We start from the raw sequence: 17,547 nt of genomic DNA, 5'->3' as shown, positions 1-17,547 counted from the left end.
GAGGACGACTGAGATCAACTGGCGTCGACGACGCGGAACTTCCGGTGCGCGAAGCGACGAAGCGTTCGGAAGGATCGTCGGGGACCGGACCAAGGCCGCGTCCCCGCCACGGACCGGCCGCCAAGGGACTGTGTGATCGTGCCGCCGTGATCGAAGGATGGCTGTGGTCGCGCGGACGGCCAGCCCGCGCCCTCGATCACGGGGAAGGTCCGCGCCGGGAGCAGAGAAAAGGTCGCAAGGAGCTCTATCCGGACATCGGGACCGCCGAATCGGACGATCCCAGCACCCCGACGCCGCACAGCCGGCCCGCCTCGACCAGCGGCATGGCCCCATCGTGCCCCACACCGACGCCGGCGCGGGATCTGGTGGTCACCGTGGTGAAGGCCGGACCGCGAAAAAGCGCACCAGCACCGAAACGATTCGCGCGCAAGTGCCCGAAAGGGGGAATGGCACGACGCATTTCCGGGGGTAAGTCGCCGCGATCAGGGTCAATACCGTGGGGCGGGCCATCGGGCCGGGTGCGGAGTGGAGAAACGACAGGCTGGCCGTTCTGGGGGTTGGGGGCAGATCGGCCAGCGCCTATCGAAAAACCGGAGGGTCAGAACTTCGGGGCGTCGGGGGCTTCGAGGAGGCCGAGGCGCAGTGCGGTCATGAGGGCCTGGGCGCGGTTGGCGGCGCCGAGCTTTTCGTACAGCTTCGAGATGTGCGTCTTCGCGGTGGACTCGGAGACGAACAGCTGCTTGGCGATGCCGGCGACGCTCATGCCGTCGGCGAGCAGGCGCAGGACCTGGCCCTCACGGGGGGACAGCTGCGGGCCGCTCGGGGCGAGCCGGCGCTTCATCGCCTCGGCCAGGTCCGCTGCGGTGAACGCGGACGGCGCCGAAGCGGCGTGCCGGGCCGCCGCGACCACCTCGTCGGCGGGGGCGGTCTTCGGCACGAAGGCGGACGCGCCGGCTTCGAGGGCGCCGAAGAGCTGGTCGTCTCCCGCATACATGGTCAGCACGACGATGCCCATGGTGTTGCTGGTCTTGCGCAGGGCCCTGGTCGCCTCCAGGCCGCTGCCGTCGGGGAGGCGCAGGTCCATGATGACCACGTCGGGCTGCAGGGCGCCGGCCTGGCGGATCGCCTCGGCGGCCGTCGCGGCCTCGCCCACCACCTCGAACTGGCGGTCACGCTCGAAGGCGTGCCGCAGGCCTCTGCGGATGAGATCGTGGTCGTCGACGAGCAGAACTTTGGTGCGTGTCGTCGGCGTCGCGGTAGTCGACATTCCCGGTGCTCTCTCCCTCTGGTGCCTTCACGCTACCGCGCACGCGGTGCGGTTCCGAGCACAACCGCCACTGTTGTCCCATTCGGCACGCGCGGTGTGATCTCCAACCGGCCTCGGATACGTTCCGCTCTCTCGGCCATGATCGCAAGACCATAGCGTCCGTCAGGGCGGTTCTCACCTATGCCGCTTCCATCGTCGGAGATTTCTACCTGTGCGAACGGTGGATCGACCGCGCACGTTACCCAAAGATTCTCCGCGCCGGCGTGTTTCCGCGCGTTCGTGATGGCTTCCTGGGCGATGCGCAGCAGTTCGGCCTCGACCGCGGCGGGCAGTCGGGCGGTGGTTTCGTCGAGCGAAAGGTGGACCCGCAGGCCGGCGGAGGCGCCGACGGTGCGGGCGTAGTCGGCGATCGCGGCGGTGAGGCCGCCGTACCGGTCGACCTCGCTGCGCAGCTCGAACAGCGACAGCCGCAGCTCGGTGATGACGCGGGTGACCTCGGCGCGCAGGATGCGCAGCTCCTCCTCGGCGGCGGTGGCGTCGGGCAGCGCGGCGACCGCGTTGTCGATGCCGTAGCCGACCATGACGAGCTCCTGGGCGACGCCGTCGTGGATCTCGCGGGCCAGCCGCTGCCGCTCCTCGGTGGTGGCGAGGGAGCGGACCTCGTCGAACAGCAGCGCCGCTTCCAGGCGCAGCGCGGCGGCGCCGGTCAGGCCGGTCACCCGGGCGAGGACCGGCGGCGGGTACGCCCCGGCGCTGTCACTCTCCAGGACGATCAGCCCGACGGTGCGGACCCCGGCGATGAGCGGGACGACCATCGAGGAGATGTCGCGGCTCGGCGCGACCGACCGGGCCTGCGAGCGGCCGGACACGACCGGCTGCTGGGTGGCCCACGCGTCGGCGACGGAGCTCTCGGTGTCCAGGGCGGTCTCCCAGTCGAGGCGCTCCACGCCCGCCTGGGCGAGCACGACGAGCCGGCCGCCGCCGCTGCCGGACAGCACGGCGCCACGGGAGGACGGGACCATGGCCCGGACCTCGTCCAGGAGGTGCTCGGCGAGGCCGCCGGGGTCGAGGGTGGCGCCGGGCAGCTGCCGGGCGACGCTGCGCAGCTGGGTGAGCAGGCGGGTCGCCTCGACATACGGCTGGGGCGTCTCGTCGGTGCGCCGCGCCAGCAGCACCCGCTGCAGGACGGCCGCCTGGTAGGCGCCGGCGCCGGCGAGGACCAGCCACTGCAGGCAGGTGCCCAGGTAGCCGCGGTCGGAAAGGACCCCCTCCGACGCCCCGCTGACGACGAGGACCACGGCCGCGGCGCCCAGCAGGACAGCGGCGGCGCGCTGCCCACCGGCGAGGACCGCACCGATGACGGGCACCGGCAGGAAGACCAGGAAGTTGTCGTCGGTGGTCGAGGCGGCGAGGGCGACGACGAGCACCTCGGCGGCGCGGCCGAGGTGCGCGACCCGGTGGCCGGGCGGCGCGACCGTGGCGATCGCCGCCGCGGCGGTCAGCAGGGCGAGCCAGAGCAGCTCGGCCGTGTGCATGCCCTCGATGAGCAGGAGTGCCGCGACCAGCGCGAGCATCAGGACACGAACCGCGATCACGGCACTTCGAGGGCGGTCGCCCAGCACCGTCAGCTCGGTCAACGAATGGCCCTCCCAACCGTAGGTGACAGCATCAGCGCTCGTAGATGGCGGCGATGTCGCCGGCGTACTCCTTCAGGACCACGTTCCGTTTCACCTTCAACGAAGGAGTGAGCGTTCCGGTCGCTTCGGTGAAGTCCTGCGGCAGGATGCGGAAGACCTTGATCCCCTCGGCCTTCGACACGGCCTTGTTGGCGTCGTCGATCGCGGTCTGGATCTCGGCGCGCAGCTCAGGGTCGTCCACGAACGGGAAGTCGGCGGGCTTGCCACGCGACGACGCCCAGGCCGGCAGCGCGTCGGGGTCGATGGTGACCAGCGCCGCGATGAACGGCTGCCGGTCGCCGACCACCATGCACTGGCTGACCAGGGGGTGGGCGCGGACCCGGTCCTCGAGCACGGCCGGCGCGACGTTCTTGCCGCCGGCGGTGACGATGAGCTCCTTCTTGCGGCCGGTGATGCGCAGATACCCGTCGTCGTCGAGCTCACCGATGTCACCGGTGTGGAACCAGCCGTCGCCGTCGATCGCCTCGGCGGTGGCGGCGGGGTTGTTCCAGTATCCCTTGAAGACGATGTCGCCCTGGACCAGGATCTCGCCGTCGTCGTCGATGCGGATCGTGACGCCGGGCAGCGGGCGCCCGACCGTGCCCATCCGGGCGCCGGTGTCGCGGTTGGCGTTGGTCGCGGGGGAGGTCTCGGTCAGCCCGTACCCCTCGAAGATGGTCACGCCGATGCCGCGGTAGAAGTGCGCGAGCCGCTCGCCGAGGGGCGCGCCGCCGGAGATCGCCCGGGAGCACTGCCCGCCGAGCGCGGCCCGCAGCTTGCCGTAGACGAGCCGGTCGAACAGCGCGTGCTGCACCTTCAGCAGCGGGCCAGGCTTCGCGGCGGCGCTGTAGGCGATCGCCACCTGCTCCGCCCGGTCGAAGATCGAGCCCTTGCCGTCGGCGTGCGCCCGCTGCTTGGCCGTGTTGTACACCTTCTCGAACACCCGCGGCACCGACAGCACGAACGTCGGCCGGAAGCTCTGCAGCGTCGCCGCGAGGTTCTTCGTGTCGGCGGTGTGCCCCATCGTCGCGCGGGCCTGCACCACGCCGATCTGGATCAGCCGGGCGAAGGAGTGCGCGAGGGGCAGGAACAGCAGCGTGCGGGCACCCTGGTGGAACAGCGACTGCAGCTCGGGGATCGCGTTGACGATGTCGGACAGCATGTTGCGGTGGGTGATCATGCAGCCCTTGGGCCGGCCGGTCGTGCCGCTGGTGTAGATGATCGTGGCCAGGTCGTCGGCCTTCGTCGCGGCGCGGCGGGCCTCGACGTCCTCGCGGGGAACCGCGGCGCCGTCGGCCGCCAGCACGTCGATGCCCCCTGGAACGGGTGCTGCGCGCTGCGCTCCGGATGCGCTGCGCGCATCCGGAGCGCCGTCGATCTGCCAGACGTGCTCGACCGAGGGAAGACGGATCGCGGCGATGGTGTCACGGTGCGCGTCGGTCTCGACGAAGACGGCGACCGCGCCGGAGTCCTCGAGGATCCAGGCGACCTGCTCCGGGCTCGACGTCTCGTAGATCGGCACGGTGACCGCGCCGACCGACCAGATCGCGTAGTCGATGAGGGTCCACTCGTAGCGCGTCTTGCTCATCAGCGCGACCCGCTGGCCGGCCTCGACGCCCGCCGCGAGCAGGCCCCGGGCCAGGGTCAGCACCTGGTCGTGGAACTGGCCGCAGGTCACGTCCCGCCATTCGCCTGCGATGTGCCGCTGGAACTGCACCGCGTCCGGCGCCGCGACCGCGTTGTCCCACACGGGGTCGGTCAGTGTGGCGTGATCGCCGACGGTGACCGCTGGGGGCACGGTGAACTCGCGCACGTGGGACTCCTTCGTTTCCAACCCGTATTCGGGAACCTACCCTGCCGACGGATCGCCAGGCGCACCGCAGAGGTAGCCTGCCACGCATGGCCGACACTTCGACGCAGTCGATCGTCATTGACGCGCCCCCGGAGCGCATCGCCGAGGTCATCGCCGACTTCGCCCGATACCCAGAGTGGGTGGCGGCGGTGAAGTCGGTCGAGGTGATCGAGGAGTATGAGGACGGCTACGCGAGTCAGGTCAGCTTCGTGCTGGACTCGGGCCCGGTCTCCGACGAATACACCCTGCAGTACGAATACGCCGAGGACCTGACCCGCATCGAGTGGAGCCTGGTCGCGCCGTCGAAGATGCAGAAGCAGCAGGACGGCTCCTACGACATTACCGCCAACGCGGACGGCACCTCCACGGTGACCTATTCCCTGGCGGTGGAGCTGGCGATCGGCATGCTGGGCATGTTCAAGCGCAAGGCCGAGAAGATGATCATGGACACCGCGCTCAAGGAGCTCAAGCGGCGCGTCGAGGCGGCGGCGTGACGCGCGACCCGCGCGAGGAGGCAGAACGCCTGGTCGCGACCGCGCTCGCCGCGCTGTCGGTCGCCGCGAACAGCACCGCCGGCTTCGCCACCGGCTCGGCCGAGTGCTGCGTGTGCCCGGTCTGCAAGGCCATCGCGGCCGCCCGCGATCCCGACCCCGAGTTCGCGGAACGCCTGGCCACCGGCGTGGGAGACCTCGCCGTAGGCCTCGCCGGGGTCCTGCGCGCGTTCGGGCAGCAGCAGCCGAAGCCGGCCAGTACACCCGAAACACCGGAACCGCCGGAAGACGTTTGGCAAAGCGCCACCACGGAGACACCGATGTCGCCGAAACCGATGGCCAAGAAGGCCGTCAAGCCCAAGATTGATCCCGAGGCATAGCGCCTGCGCGAGAGGAGACAGACGCGGTGGGTTTGACCATCGGAGTCGACATCGGTGGAACGAAGGTGCTCGGCGGGGTCGTCGACTCGGCCGGTGACGTCCTCGCGCAGACCCGGCGCGACACGCCGGCGCAGGACCCGGCCCAGACCGCCGACCGGATCATCGAGGTGATCCAGGAACTGGCCGCGGGGTACCCCGTCGACGCGGTCGGCATCGGCGCGGCCGGCTGGATCGACGCCACCCGCTCGATCGTGCAGTTCGCACCCAACCTGGCCTGGCGCAACGAGCCGCTGCGCGACAAGATCACCGCCGCGGTCGGGCTGCCGGTCGTGGTGGAGAACGACGGCAACGCCGCGACCTGGGCCGAGTTCCAGTTCGGCGCCGGCCGCGACGCCGACAACTCGATGGTGCTGTTCACCGTCGGCACCGGCATCGGCGGCGGCATCGTCATCGGCGGCAACCTGGTCCGCGGCACCAACGGCATCGCCGCGGAGCTCGGGCACATGATGATGGTCCCCGGCGGCCACCCCTGCGGCTGCGGCCGGCACGGCTGCCTCGAGCAGTACACCGCGGGCCCGGCCCTGATCCGTTTCGCGAAGGCCGACGCGCGGGAGAGGCCCGAGCTCGCCGAGCAGCTCCTCGCCCTCGTCGGCGGGGACGTCGACGCGATCAGAGGCCACGCGATCACCGAGGCCGCCCGCCTCGGCGACGCCGTCGCGATCGGCGCCTTCGAGCAGGTCGGCCGCTGGCTCGGCGTCGCGCTCGCCGACATCGTGCAGATCCTCGACCCGCAGGTCATCGTCGTCGGCGGGGGCGTCATCGACGCCGGGGACCTGCTCATGAAGCCGGCCCGGGCCAGCTACGAGGACCAGCTCGCCCAGCGCGGCCGGCTCCCCGTCGCCGAGGTCCGCCCCGCCCTCCTGGGCAACGTCGCGGGAATGGTCGGAGCCGCCGACCTGGCGCGCGTATGACCAAGCTGCGGGTCCTGTCCTACAACCTGCACAGCCTGCGCGACGACCGTAAGGCGCTCGCGCAGGTGGTGCGGGAGATCGCGCCCGACGTGGCCATCCTGCAGGAGGCGCCGCGCCGCTTCCGGTGGCGGCAGAAGTCGGCCGACCTGGCCCGCGGCTTCGAGCTCGTGGTCGGCGGCGGCGGGCTGCCGTCGCTGGGCAACCTGATCCTGACCAACCTGCGGGTCCGCCCGTTCGACGGCTTCGACATCCGGTTCCCGCTGACGCCCGGCCGGCACATGCGCGGCGCCGCGTTCGTCCGCTGCCGCGTCGGGCGGTCCACGTTCGCCGCGGTCGGCTCGCACCTGTCCACCGACGCCACCGAGCGCCCGGGCCAGGCCGCCGTCCTCAAGCAGCACCTGTCTGAGCTGGCCGAGCCGATCATCTTCGCCGCCGACCTCAACGAGAACTCCGGCGGCGCCGCCTGGCGGACCCTGGCCGACGGCCTCGTCGACAGCGCCGGCACCGACGAACGCCACACGTTCCCGTGCGCCGCCCCCCGCGAACGCCTCGACGTCGTCTTCGTCGACCCCCGCATGACCGTGCTGTCCTACGAGGTCGTCGACACGCCGGCCGCCCGCCTCGCCAGCGACCACTTCCCGGTCGTCGTGGAGCTCGACCTGCCCGAATAACGGTATTTGCTCCGGTCCGTCGTGGGCACGGCCGCTGCTCCCGTCAGCCACCGGTCGGCCGTGAACGGCCTCCCTGCCGGGTCCGCTTCCAGCTGCGCGGACACGACCTGCGGTCGTGATCAGGCCCGCGGCCGTGGACGGCCGCGACACGACCTGCGGTCGTGATCAGGCCCGCGGGCGGGACCGGATGTGGGGTCGAACCGACGGCCAGTTTGACCTTGGACAATCCAACTGGTCATAGGCAGTTGGATTGTCCAAGGTCAACTTCCGGCGGCGGCGTGACGTGCGGGACTGGACAAACCAGCGCCGAGCGGACGAGGATCTGGCCGCGAAAGCATGCGTGGGTGCAGTGGGGAGACGACGCGGGTGACAAGCTTCGACGAACTGGCCGGCGGCGCGACCCACTGGCGCGACGGTGAGCCCGTCTACGACCGCGGCGACACCGTCTGCGTCATCGGCGCCGGCGGCACCGGCCTCGCCGCGATCAAGAACCTCCGCGAGGCGGGCTTCGGCGTCGACTGCTACGAGCGCGAGACCGGCGTCGGCGGCGGGTGGAACTGGCGGCACGACCGCAGCCCCGTCTACGCCAGCACGCACCTGATCTCCTCGAAGCCGTTCACCCAGTTCCCGGACTTCCCGATGCCGGACGACTGGCCCGACTACCCGCACCACTCGCAGCTGCTCACCTACTTCGAGCGCTACGCGGACCACTTCTCGCTCCGGGAACACATCTGGTTCGGCACCGACGTCTCCCGGGTCGAGCCCGCCGACGACCCCGACGGCGGCCCGCCGCGCTGGGACGTGACGGTGCGGGGCTCGCGGGGCGGGGCGCCGCGCACCATGCGCTACGCCGCGGTCGTCGCCGCCAACGGGCACAACTGGTCGCCGAAGATGCCCGAATACGAGGGGCTCGCCGAGTTCCGCGGCAAGGTGATCCACGCCAGCCAGTACAAGGACGCGGCCCAGCTGCGCGGGCGCAAGGTGCTCGTCGTCGGCGCCGGCAACAGCGGCTGCGACATCGCGGTCGAGGCGGCCCAGCAGGCGGCGAAGTGCTGGCACTCGACCCGCCGCGGCTACTGGTACGCACCGAAGTACGCCCTCGGCAAACCCGCCGACCAGGTCAACGACCGGATCCTGGCGATGCGGCTGCCGTTCCGGCTGCGCCAGTGGCTGCTGCAGCGCACGATCGCGATGACCGTCGGCGACCTGACCCGGTTCGGCCTGAAGGCGCCCGACCACGGCCTGCTCGAGATGCACCCGCTGGTCAACAGCCAGCTGCCGTACTACCTCGGGCACGGCGGGATCACGCCGCTGCCGGACATCAAGCGCTTCGAACGCACCGAGGTCGTCCTGTCCGACGGCCGCACGGTCGAGCCGGACCTGGTCGTGTTCGCCACCGGGTACCTGCCCAACTTCGACTTCCTCGCCCCGGAGCTGCTGTCGACCGACGCCGCCGGCCGGCCGCGGCTGGCGCTGCAGATGCTGTCGCGGACCCACCCGACGCTCGCCGTCGCCGGGCTGCTGCAGCCCGACTCGGGCGTGTTCACCCTCGCCCACTGGCAGACCGTGTTCATCGCCCAGTGGCTGCGCGTCCTGGACGCGTCGCCGGCCAGGGCGCAGGCGCTGTGGGCCAAGCTGCGCCAGGACGGTGACCGGCGCTTCACCGCCGGCAAGGTCACCGACTCGACCCGGCACTGGTTCGAGGTCAGCCACTTCGTGTACCTGCAGGAGCTGGAGAAGTCCCTGCACGAGCTGGAGGCGGTCCGTTGACCACCCGTGTGATGCGCTCCGACGAGTGGGCCGACCCGCCGAAGCCCGTCCAGCGGGAGGTGCTCACCGAGCAGCCCGACACCCCGCAGGACCGGCCGCCCGTGCTGTTCGTCCCCGGCTACGGCCACGGCGCCTGGGCCTTCGCCCAGCACTGGCTCGAGCACACCGCCCGCCGCGGCTTCCCCGCGTCCGCGATGAGCCTGCGCGGCCACGGCGGCAGCGGCGCCGACCCCGACGCCCGCCTGCGCGACTACGTCCACGACGTCACCCAGGTCGCCGCCGGCCTGCCCAAGCGGGCGGTCCTCGTCGGCCACGGCGCGGGCGCCCTCGTCGTGGCGATGGCCCTCGCCAGGTATCCGGCCCGCGCCGGCGTCCTCACCGCCCCCGTCTTCGGCGGCATGGGCACCGCCCTGGGCCTGCTGCGCCGCAACCCCGCCGGCACCCTCCCGGGCCTGTTCGGAGGCCGGGTGTCGCTACGCCCGGCCCAGCTGTTCAGCCGGACGCTGCCGGCGAAGGAGGCCCAGTCCTACACCGTCCGCCTCCAGCGCGTCCCGGCCGGCACCCAACGCCAGCTGATCCGCCGCCAAGAGCCGGAGACCCCGGTAGGAGCCCCGCCCGTCCTGGTCGCGGGCAGCCCCGACGACCGCATCGTGTCGGCGTCCGCACTGGAGTGGGTGGCCCGCCGCTACGGCGGCTCCCCCCTGCTCTTCCCCGGCATGGGCCACGACCTGATGCTCGACGCCCGCTGGCAGGAACCCATCGACGCCATCCTCGACTGGCTGGAAAAACTCCCCTGACCAAACCCAGGCGCCAGCACCGGTCGGGCATGCAACACATCAAGTCGCGCTGCGGCGACGGCGGTGCGGTGCCCGGCTGTCGACAGCGGTTGGGCCCGCCTCCGTCGTCTCGCGCGCAGAGCGGGCGAGGAGGACGAAAGACCTGTGCGACGCGAAACCTGAACCCCCGGTCCTTCGGGTGCCCACGCGCAAGCGTCTGAGTCGGCCGCGCCCGTCAGGGCGCAGGTCGTGCGAGCGCAGCGAGCATTGGGGGTGTGGGGTGAGCATCCCCCACTGCTCTTCCGGCCGAAGGCCGCCGCGGAAGAAACAGGCTTGAGTGCGGCGCGCAGCGTCGCATGGGGGGTGTGGGGTGGCGCAGCCCCCCGCCGGGACGCCGCGCCAGCGGTGGCCCAGCTAGCACAGTGACCCCAGCTAGCACAGCTAGACGCGGGCGCCGTTGTCCGGGTCGTCGTCCTCCTCGTCGCCGGGGCGCAGGCGCAGGACCAGGGAGACGAAGCCGCTCAGCAGCAGCGCGAAGCCCAGGAACAGCGTCGAGTGCGGCCCGAAGACCGGCAGCAGGTCGGGCCAGATCAGCAGGATCAGGCCACCGACCAGGCCGATGACGGCCAGCAGCGTCGACGGCGCGATCCGCGGCAGCGGCGGCGGGGGCGGGGGCGTGTAGCCGGCCTCGTCGTCCTCGTCGTCGGGCAGGTCGGCGCCGAACGAGTCGAGCCCGTCCAGCAGGGTGCGGTCCACGGCGTCGGAGGCGCGCCGCAGCGGGGTCCGGGGCGCCGGCTCGGTGTCCATGTCGGCGGCGGTGGATCCGGAGGAGTCGAGGTCCTCCGCGGCGGGCCAGGGCGCACTGGTCGGATCGACGGTCGTGTGGAAGCCGGCGATGATGCTGGCGAACGTCTCGTCGTCCGAGGTGCGGCTCGTCTTGGCCTCCGGGGCGGGAGTCGCCTTGGCGGGCTGGGCGGCCTCGGCGGGTGGGGTGTGCTGCTCGGGCACGGCGGTGAGCTGGCTGAGGAAGTCGCGGGCCGTGGCGAGATGGTCACGGTCAGCGTAGAGCCGGTCGGTGGGTCTGGCGGGCAGGGTCGTGGTGCGCGTCACGGGGTGCAGATCGGTGGCAGGCTGGAGGTATGCCGCGATCCCTCCGGCCGCGAGGACGTCCAGCAAATGCTCACCGACACGAGGGTCAACGTCTCCGACGACCGCATATTCCTGCGCTACCAGGCCGTTGTCGCGCCGGCCGCGCCGCGCCCCACCCCCTGGCACCGCCTGCCCCTCCCCGCGGCCGACACCGCGACGACCGGGTCCGCCGCGAAAAAACCGCTGACCGAAATCCTGACATGCGCAGTGGTGCTTCCGGGAGTGCGTTGTGGTGTGCCGAACTGGTTCGTAGGCTCTTTGCGACAGTCATCACCGATTGTCGGCAGATCTTGGAAGGTTGAGCGGTGCTCTACTGGTTCCTCAAGTACATCGTCCTCGGGCCTGTGCTGAAGCTCATCTTCCGCCCCAAGGTGGAGGGGCTCGAACACGTCCCCGCCGAGGGACCCGTCATCATCGCCAGCAACCACCTGTCGTTCGCGGACTCGATCTTCATGCCGCTGAGCGTCAAACGGCGGGTCACCTTCCCGGCCAAAGCCGAATATTTCACCGGAAAGGGGATCAAGGGGCGCCTGGTGAAGCTGTTCTTCGCCGGGACGGGTCAGGTCCCGATCGACCGGTCCGGTGGCAAGGCGGCCCGGGCGGCCCTGGAGGTCGGGCTCAAGATCCTGCAGGCGGGTGGCGTCTTCGGCATCTACCCGGAGGGCACGCGCTCCCCGGACGGACGGCTGTACCGGGGCAAGACCGGCGTCGCCCGGCTCGCGCTGGAGTCCGGCGCGGTGGTGGTGCCGGTGGCCATGATGAACATGGACAAGGTCCAGCCGATCGGGCAGCGGCTGCCCAACCTGAAGCGGGTCCACATCCGCTTCGGCCCGGCGCTGGACTTCTCCCGCTACGCGGGGATGGCGGGGGACCGGTTCATCGAGCGGGCGGTCACCGACGAGATCATGTATGAGCTGATGACCCTGTCCGGCCGCGAGTACATCGACATGTACGCGCAGAAGGTGAAGAGCGCCCCCGCGCCGGCCAAGGTCGAGCAGCCTATAGCGGCGTAGGCGGCAGCTCCGCGAGCTCGAGCAGGAGCGGCGCGGCGGCCTGCGTGGCGAAGGCGACCAGCTCGCTGCGCCACGGCTCGAGGCGGTCGGCGGCGTCCGGGCCCAGCCGGCCGAGCGCCTGCACCGCCCAGGTGAGCGACAGGATGCGGGCGGAGGCGTTGGGGATCTCGCCGTAGAGCTCCGCGGCGGCCAGGTGCATGTCGGCGGCCCGGGCGAAGTCGCCGTCGACGAAGGCGATCGCCCCGGTGATGGTCCGCATCGCCGCCTCGACCCACGGGGTGGGGTGCGGCACGTCGGCGAGCATGTCGCGGATCGCCATCATCGCGACCCGGCCGGCCAGGACGGCGGCGTGCGCGGTCGCGTCGATCCACTCGCCGCTGGCGATGGCCCGCACCTCGCGCCAGGTCTTGGCGAGCTCGACGACGAGCGCCTCCGCGTCGCGCTCCCGGCCCTGCAGCGCCCGGCAGAGCGCACCGTGCCCGAGCACGGTCCACTGCAGGCGGTAGAAGCCGCTGCGGCGCCCGGCGGCGACGAGGTCCTCGATCTCGTCGGAGTTGACGAAGGGCTCGCCACGCAGGATCTTCATCCAGGCGTGGGCGCCGCGCACCTGCAGGTCCCACTCCGACGCGGGGACCCGTTCGGCCACGTCGATCAGGGTGGCCCAGTCGCCGGTGAAGTACGCGACCTGCGCCACGTTGGAGTAACCGGTGGCGAGGGTGTGGCTGCCGGGGACGGTGTTGCGGGTGCTCTCGTACATCGCCGCGGAGGCGGTCCAGTCGCCGTCCTCGAGCAGGGCCCAGGCGACGTTGCGCATCGCCCGGTGCTCCGACAGCAGCCGCCGCTCCCGGCACACCTCGAGGGCGGCCTGCAGCTCGACCAGGCCGGAGCGGTCGCCGGCCTGGAACAGGGCGGTGCCGATGGTGATCCGGGCGCTGGTGGCGACCTCGATCAGGCCGAGGCGGTCGGCGATCTCCGCGGCGGCGCTGGCGGCGGCCACCGCGGGCTCGACCTCGAAGTTGGACATGTGCAGCCGGCCGAGCTCCGCGTAGGCGTCGGCCTTCTGCGGCGCGTCCGGCAACTCGTCGAACAGCTCCACCGCCCGGTCCAGGCAGGACAGGGCGCCGAGCCGGTCCGCGCGCAGCCAGGCGGCCTGGCCGCGGATGGTCCAGGCCCGGGCGGCGCTGGCCTGCTCGCCGGCCGCGTACAGCCGGTCGGCGAGGACCGCGAGCTGGTCGGTGCCGCCGGAGGTCGCGTCCGTGCCGAGGAAGGAGGAGGGGTCGGCGTAGAAGGCGATCTCGGTCGCGAGGAGGGCGATGCGCAGCCGCTCACCCTGGTCGGTGGTGTCGTCGCAGAGCGCGAGGGCCTTGGCGGCGTGGGCCGCGGCCGCGTCGAGGGCGTGCAGCGCGTAGGTGCGGCGGGCCGCCCGGTGCAGCGCGTCGCGGGCCGGCACGCTGTAGCGGGGCGCGTCCAGGCCGAGCGAGCCGGCGATCTCGTAGGCGGTGTACCGGTGGTTGGCGACCACCTCGGCGAGGTCGGTGTCCCGGTCGGCGGCGACGCTGTCGAGCCAGGCGGCCGTCAGCTCGTGCCGGGCGACCCGCTCGGTGCGGGGGAGCCGCTGGTAGCAGACGTCCCGGACGAGGACGTGGCCGAACCGGTACTCCGTCTGGCCCTCCATGGTCGAGGCGGCCTGCTCGTGGATCAGGTCGCGCTGCTCCAGGCGGCGCAGCGAGCGTTCGATGCCGTCGGCGGGGCGGCTCATGGCCGCGGCGACCGCGCCGGGCCAGAAGTTCATCCCGACCACGGCGGCGGCCTGCAGGACCGCCCGGTCGGCGGCCTCCAGCAGGTCGACCCGGTTGGCGATGACGGCGTGGACGCTGTCGGGCATCGGCAGCACCCGGGTCAGCGCGTCGGAGGTGCGCAGGTTGCCCTGTTCGGCCAGCATGCGGGTGTACTCGAGGGCGTACAGCGGGTTGCCGTCGGCCAGTTCGACGAGGGAGTTGAGCGAGTGGCCGGGGAACGCCGCCTGCCCGAGCAGGTGCGCGTACATGGTGGCGATCTCGGCGTCGCGCAGCGGCGGCAGGGTGATGGTGACCGACCCGGCGGTGGCGCCGGCCCAGCTCGCGTTGCGCTCCAGGAACTCCGGCCGCGCCGTGGACAGCAGCAGCAGCGGCACGTCGCGGACCGAGGCACCCAGGCGCTCCACGAACCGCACCATCGACTCGTCGGCCCAGTGCAGGTCCTCGAAGACCAGGACGGTGGGTCGGTGCGCGGCGAGCGCGACCACGAAGCGCCGCCAGGCGGACTCGGTCTCGTCGGGGGCGAGCTTCGGGCCGGGCAGGCCGACGAGCGGGCTGAGCGCGTCGGCGAGCCGCTCGGCCTCCGACGGGGTGACGATCACGCTGAGCGCGGTGTCGAGCCGCTCCCTGGCCGTCTCGGCGCTGTCGGTGTCCAGGATGCCGGCCTGGGCCTTGACGATGTCGGCGAGTGCGGCGTAGGTCACGTTCTCCCCGAACGGCGGGCAGCGCCCGGTCCGCCACGCCACGGGCGCGTCGAAGAGCCGCTCGGCGTGCAGGAACAGCTCGTGCACCAGGCGGCTCTTGCCGATCCCGGCGTGGCCGATCACGGTGACTAGCTGCGGGGTGCGCTCCCGCAGTCCCCGGTGCAGCGCGTTGACCAGCAGGCTCAGCTCGTGGGTGCGGTTCACCAGGGGGGTGGAGCCGGCCTCGCGGTCGGGGTGGTTGCGCCGCAGCGGGGCGAGGGCCAGCCACACCTCGGTCGGGGTGGAGCGCCCGCGCAGCGTCGCGGGGGGCTGCGCCTCGTAGCGGATCGAGGACTTGGTCAGCGCATACGTGCTGCCGCAGACGAGCACCCCGCCGGGTGGCGCGAGGGACTGCAGCCGGGAGGCGGTGTTGACCACGTCGCCGGCGACGATCGCCTGGCCGCCGTCACGGGCCGCGGCCACGTCGACGAGCGCCTCGCCGGTCGCGACCCCGACGCGGAACCGCAGCGCGCGCTCGCCGTCGCCGGTGCTGGCATACCGGGCGAGCACCCGCTGCAGCTCCAGGCCGGCCCGCACGCAGCGCACCGCGTCGGTCTCGGTGGCCACGGGCGCGCCGAAGAGCGCCATCACGGCGTCGCCGATGTACTTCTCGACCACGCCGCCGTATTGGCCGATGACCTCGCGGGCGGTGGAGAAGAAGCCCTTCTGCAGCTCGCGGACCAGCTCCGGGTCGGCGCGCTCGACATAGGGCGTGAAGTCGATCAGGTCGACGAACAGCACGCTGATGCGGCGGCGGTCCTCGCTGCGGGTGGCCGGGATCGGCACGGTCGCGCGGCCCATCGGCCGGTCGGACCTGGGCTGGGCGCCGCCGGCCGCCCCAGAGGCGGCGCGTGGGGTGCCGCAGCCGGTGCAGAACGACGCGTCGGGGCTCAGCGAGCGCCCACAGGTCGCGCAGGCCGGGCTCAGCTCGGCGCCGCATCCACCGCAGAACCGGTCACCGTCGCCTGACTGGCGGCCGCAGCGTGCGCACTGACTGGAAATCGCCGACACTCCCTGACTCGGGTCCCCGCACATCCTCACACGCCGGGGACCCGACCGGCCACCGCGTTGCGTCCGGCAACACGGTGGTGCGAAACGCAGGTCAGCGGTCGGTCATCCCGGCCCGGCGGCGCAGCGCGCTGAGGTCGGTCACCACGATCCGGCGGCCCTCGGTGCGCAGCCAGCCACGGCTGGCGAACGACCCGATGGCCTGGTTGACGCTCTGCCGGGAGCCACCCGCCATCTCGGCCAGCTGGCTCTGGTTGAGCTCGATGGTGACCATCGGCGCGTTGGTCTCGCCGGCGAGGCGGACCAGGGTCTTGGCGACCCGGCCGGGCAGGTCGAGGAAGACGTGGTCGGCGTTCTGCTCGGTGAGCCGGCGGATGAGCGCGCCCAGGGAACGCATCACGGCGTCCAGGATGCGCGGGTTGGCGTGCACCAGCTCGATGAACGCGTGCCGGGACAGCGCCAGGGCCTGGCAGTCCTCGATCGCCTCCGCGGACGCCGAGCGGGCCGCCCCGTCCAGCAGCGACACCTCGCCGAGCGTGTCGGGCGGGCGGACCACGGAGAGGACCGCGCGCTCGCCGGTCGGCGCGGTCCGGAACACCATCACGGCACCGCGTTTGAGCACGATGAGTGATTCGCCCGGATCGTTTTCGACGAACAGCAGCTGGCCCTTGCGGTATGTCCGTGGCACCGCCGCCTGGATGACCCGCTGACGTACGTCGGGCTCCAGACCACTGAACATGTCCACACCGGTCAGTGCGTCGCCGGGATCTGGCAGCCGACCCTCCACGGTCAAACCCCTCCCGGTGCAGCGTTGATCGGACTCGTGATCACGTTAGGTGATCACGAGCACAGTACGGAACTTCTACCAGATCATGACGCGCGTGTCGGAGTCTGTACATCCCCCGCATCGGCTCACCGACAGCCCGCGCATGCGCCCGCAGGCAGGCTAGTGCCAGGACGCAGACCGCTGGGGGGCGGGGTTGGTGTCGGATACCCGGGGCGCCGGTGGTGCGAGCACCGGCGCCTCGGGTATCCGCGTTTTCCCGGCACTCTGCCCTGCGCCGGCGCATAATGCGCAGCGTGGCTCCCGCTGCCGACCAGGTGCACACGACACTGCGCAGGAGTTGGCAGTGCAGTCCCGGCCCGTGCATTCCTCTCGGCGCCGCCGCCTGGCGGGTGGAGATCGACGACCGGCAATTCGAATCGTCGCCACGGGACAGTGGCCAGTTCGTCGTGAAATGGGCTCCCGCGGCGGCCCGGCGCGGCTTCGAGGCCGGCCTGTGTGCCGCGGAACACGTCGAGGCCGCCGGCGTGTGCGCCGGCCGTCCGGTCCGGGCCGCCGACGGCGCGCTCACCACGCGGGCCGGTGACGGCGTCCTCGCCCTGCTGTGCCTGGTGCCCGGCCGGCCATTGCGCGCCGACGACCCCGTGGACCAGGCGTGGTGGGGCGGCGCGCTGGGCGCCGCGCACCGCAGCCTGCGCCGGTTCGTGCATCAGGACCTGGCCAAGTTCCAGGCGGCGGCGGTGCCGTCGGCGGCGCCCCACCTGGCGATGGAGCCGTGGCTCGGGCCGGCCGTCGTGGAGACCGCGGCCGTGGTCCGCCGGATCACGGTCACCGATCAGCTCACCTACGGGGTCCGGCACGGCTCGCCGGCCGCCGCCCGGTTCCGGCTCGACTCCGCCACCGGCCGGGTCGGCCTGGTCGGCTGGGCCGCCGCCGGCACGGGCCCATTGCTGTACGACCTGGCCCACGCCGTCCTGTGCGCCGGCGGCACCGGCGCCGGCGCGCTCGTCGAGGCGTACGTGCGGGCCGGGCCGGTCCCGGGCGACGAGTGTGAGGCGGTCCTGCCCGCGATGCTCGCGCTGCGGACCGCCGCCCAGGCCGCCGCCGTCGCCGCGCGGATCCACGCCGACGGTGGCACCCCCCGCGACCACGCCGAGCTGACCCGGCTGGCGACCCTGCTGCGGTGAGGCCCGGCACCGC

14 protein-coding genes are annotated in these 17,547 nt (G+C 72.3%); 8 read left to right on the top strand and 6 right to left on the bottom strand.

The window, feature by feature from the left end; genetic code table 11:
• Nucleotides 1-598: 598 nt before the first annotated feature.
• The 3 genes from ACFPIJ_RS20355 to ACFPIJ_RS20345 are packed head-to-tail and all read right to left on the bottom strand — an operon-like array spanning nucleotide 599 to nucleotide 4,756.
• Entirely contained in the window at nucleotides 599-1,267 is a 669-nt protein-coding gene (locus tag ACFPIJ_RS20355) for a response regulator transcription factor (RefSeq protein WP_033362529.1), read from the bottom strand.
• Nucleotides 1,268-1,299: 32 nt separating this feature from the next.
• Complete coding sequence (locus tag ACFPIJ_RS20350; RefSeq protein ID WP_417323600.1) at nucleotides 1,300-2,904, bottom strand: sensor histidine kinase; 1,605 nt, start codon at nucleotides 2,902-2,904, stop codon at nucleotides 1,300-1,302.
• Nucleotides 2,905-2,935: 31 nt separating this feature from the next.
• Nucleotides 2,936-4,756, bottom strand: coding sequence for an AMP-dependent synthetase/ligase (locus ACFPIJ_RS20345; protein WP_380116723.1), 1,821 nt, complete (start codon nucleotides 4,754-4,756; stop codon nucleotides 2,936-2,938).
• Between the two features lie 86 nt (nucleotides 4,757-4,842).
• Here ACFPIJ_RS20345 and ACFPIJ_RS20340 point away from each other — a divergent pair, with 86 nt between their 5' ends.
• From ACFPIJ_RS20340 to ACFPIJ_RS20315, 6 genes are all read left to right on the top strand, one after another.
• Nucleotides 4,843-5,289 (top strand): SRPBCC family protein, encoded by a 447-nt coding sequence (locus tag ACFPIJ_RS20340; protein WP_380116722.1) that lies wholly within the window; start codon nucleotides 4,843-4,845, stop codon nucleotides 5,287-5,289.
• On the top strand, nucleotides 5,286-5,666 hold the full coding sequence (locus ACFPIJ_RS20335) for a hypothetical protein (protein ID WP_380116721.1): 381 nt from the start codon (nucleotides 5,286-5,288) through the stop codon (nucleotides 5,664-5,666). Before ACFPIJ_RS20340 ends, ACFPIJ_RS20335 begins: the two co-directional genes overlap by 4 nt.
• Before the next feature lie 26 nt (nucleotides 5,667-5,692).
• On the top strand, nucleotides 5,693-6,637 hold the full coding sequence (locus tag ACFPIJ_RS20330; RefSeq protein ID WP_380116720.1) for an ROK family glucokinase: 945 nt from the start codon (nucleotides 5,693-5,695) through the stop codon (nucleotides 6,635-6,637).
• Nucleotides 6,634-7,308 (top strand): endonuclease/exonuclease/phosphatase family protein, encoded by a 675-nt coding sequence (locus tag ACFPIJ_RS20325; protein WP_380116719.1) that lies wholly within the window; start codon nucleotides 6,634-6,636, stop codon nucleotides 7,306-7,308. Before ACFPIJ_RS20330 ends, ACFPIJ_RS20325 begins: the two co-directional genes overlap by 4 nt.
• 366 nt (nucleotides 7,309-7,674) lie before the next feature.
• Nucleotides 7,675-9,078, top strand: coding sequence for a flavin-containing monooxygenase (locus ACFPIJ_RS20320; protein ID WP_380116718.1), 1,404 nt, complete (start codon nucleotides 7,675-7,677; stop codon nucleotides 9,076-9,078).
• An 11-nt stretch (nucleotides 9,079-9,089) separates the two neighbouring features.
• Complete coding sequence (locus ACFPIJ_RS20315; RefSeq protein WP_380116836.1) at nucleotides 9,090-9,875, top strand: alpha/beta hydrolase; 786 nt, start codon at nucleotides 9,090-9,092, stop codon at nucleotides 9,873-9,875.
• Nucleotides 9,876-10,295: 420 nt separating this feature from the next.
• Here ACFPIJ_RS20315 and ACFPIJ_RS20310 read toward each other — a convergent pair whose 3' ends face one another.
• Complete coding sequence (locus ACFPIJ_RS20310) at nucleotides 10,296-11,129, bottom strand: DUF308 domain-containing protein (RefSeq protein ID WP_380116717.1); 834 nt, start codon at nucleotides 11,127-11,129, stop codon at nucleotides 10,296-10,298.
• Nucleotides 11,130-11,308: 179 nt separating this feature from the next.
• On the opposite strand from ACFPIJ_RS20310, the gene ACFPIJ_RS20305 reads away from it, so the two are divergent.
• The gene (locus tag ACFPIJ_RS20305; protein ID WP_380116716.1) at nucleotides 11,309-12,016 is read left to right on the top strand and encodes a lysophospholipid acyltransferase family protein; all 708 of its coding nucleotides are present in this window, start codon (nucleotides 11,309-11,311) and stop codon (nucleotides 12,014-12,016) included.
• Here ACFPIJ_RS20305 and ACFPIJ_RS20300 read toward each other — a convergent pair.
• Together ACFPIJ_RS20300 and ACFPIJ_RS20295 are read right to left on the bottom strand one after the other, a co-directional pair.
• Complete coding sequence (locus tag ACFPIJ_RS20300; protein WP_380116715.1) at nucleotides 12,003-15,590, bottom strand: ATP-binding protein; 3,588 nt, start codon at nucleotides 15,588-15,590, stop codon at nucleotides 12,003-12,005. The two genes, ACFPIJ_RS20305 and ACFPIJ_RS20300, sit on opposite strands and share 14 nt — an antisense overlap.
• Nucleotides 15,591-15,657: 67 nt before the next feature.
• Nucleotides 15,658-16,350: a Crp/Fnr family transcriptional regulator gene (locus tag ACFPIJ_RS20295; RefSeq protein WP_203852570.1), complete on the bottom strand. Its 693-nt coding sequence runs from the start codon at nucleotides 16,348-16,350 to the stop codon at nucleotides 15,658-15,660.
• A 293-nt stretch (nucleotides 16,351-16,643) separates the two neighbouring features.
• Here ACFPIJ_RS20295 and ACFPIJ_RS20290 point away from each other — a divergent pair, with 293 nt between their 5' ends.
• Nucleotides 16,644-17,534: a phosphotransferase enzyme family protein gene (locus ACFPIJ_RS20290; RefSeq protein WP_380116714.1), complete on the top strand. Its 891-nt coding sequence runs from the start codon at nucleotides 16,644-16,646 to the stop codon at nucleotides 17,532-17,534.
• Nucleotides 17,535-17,547 lie beyond the last annotated feature (13 nt).

This window comes from Dactylosporangium cerinum (assembly GCF_042653625.1).
Lineage (GTDB): Bacteria > Actinomycetota > Actinomycetes > Mycobacteriales > Micromonosporaceae > Dactylosporangium > Dactylosporangium cerinum.
The sequence above is the reverse complement of the archived record's forward strand: the minus strand, read 5'-3'. Positions and strand labels throughout refer to the sequence as shown.

Bases quoted from the DNA above. Each gene is read 5' to 3' on its own strand.
- ACFPIJ_RS20355 (WP_033362529.1), bottom strand. From the start codon at position 1,267: ATGTCGACTACCGCGACGCCGACGACACGCACCAAAGTTCTGCTCGTC.
- ACFPIJ_RS20340 (WP_380116722.1), top strand. From the start codon at position 4,843: ATGGCCGACACTTCGACGCAGTCGATCGTCATTGACGCGCCCCCGGAG.
- ACFPIJ_RS20325 (WP_380116719.1), top strand. From the start codon at position 6,634: ATGACCAAGCTGCGGGTCCTGTCCTACAACCTGCACAGCCTGCGCGAC.
- ACFPIJ_RS20300 (WP_380116715.1), bottom strand. From the start codon at position 15,590: ATGTGCGGGGACCCGAGTCAGGGAGTGTCGGCGATTTCCAGTCAGTGC.
- ACFPIJ_RS20315 (WP_380116836.1), top strand. From the start codon at position 9,090: ATGCGCTCCGACGAGTGGGCCGACCCGCCGAAGCCCGTCCAGCGGGAG.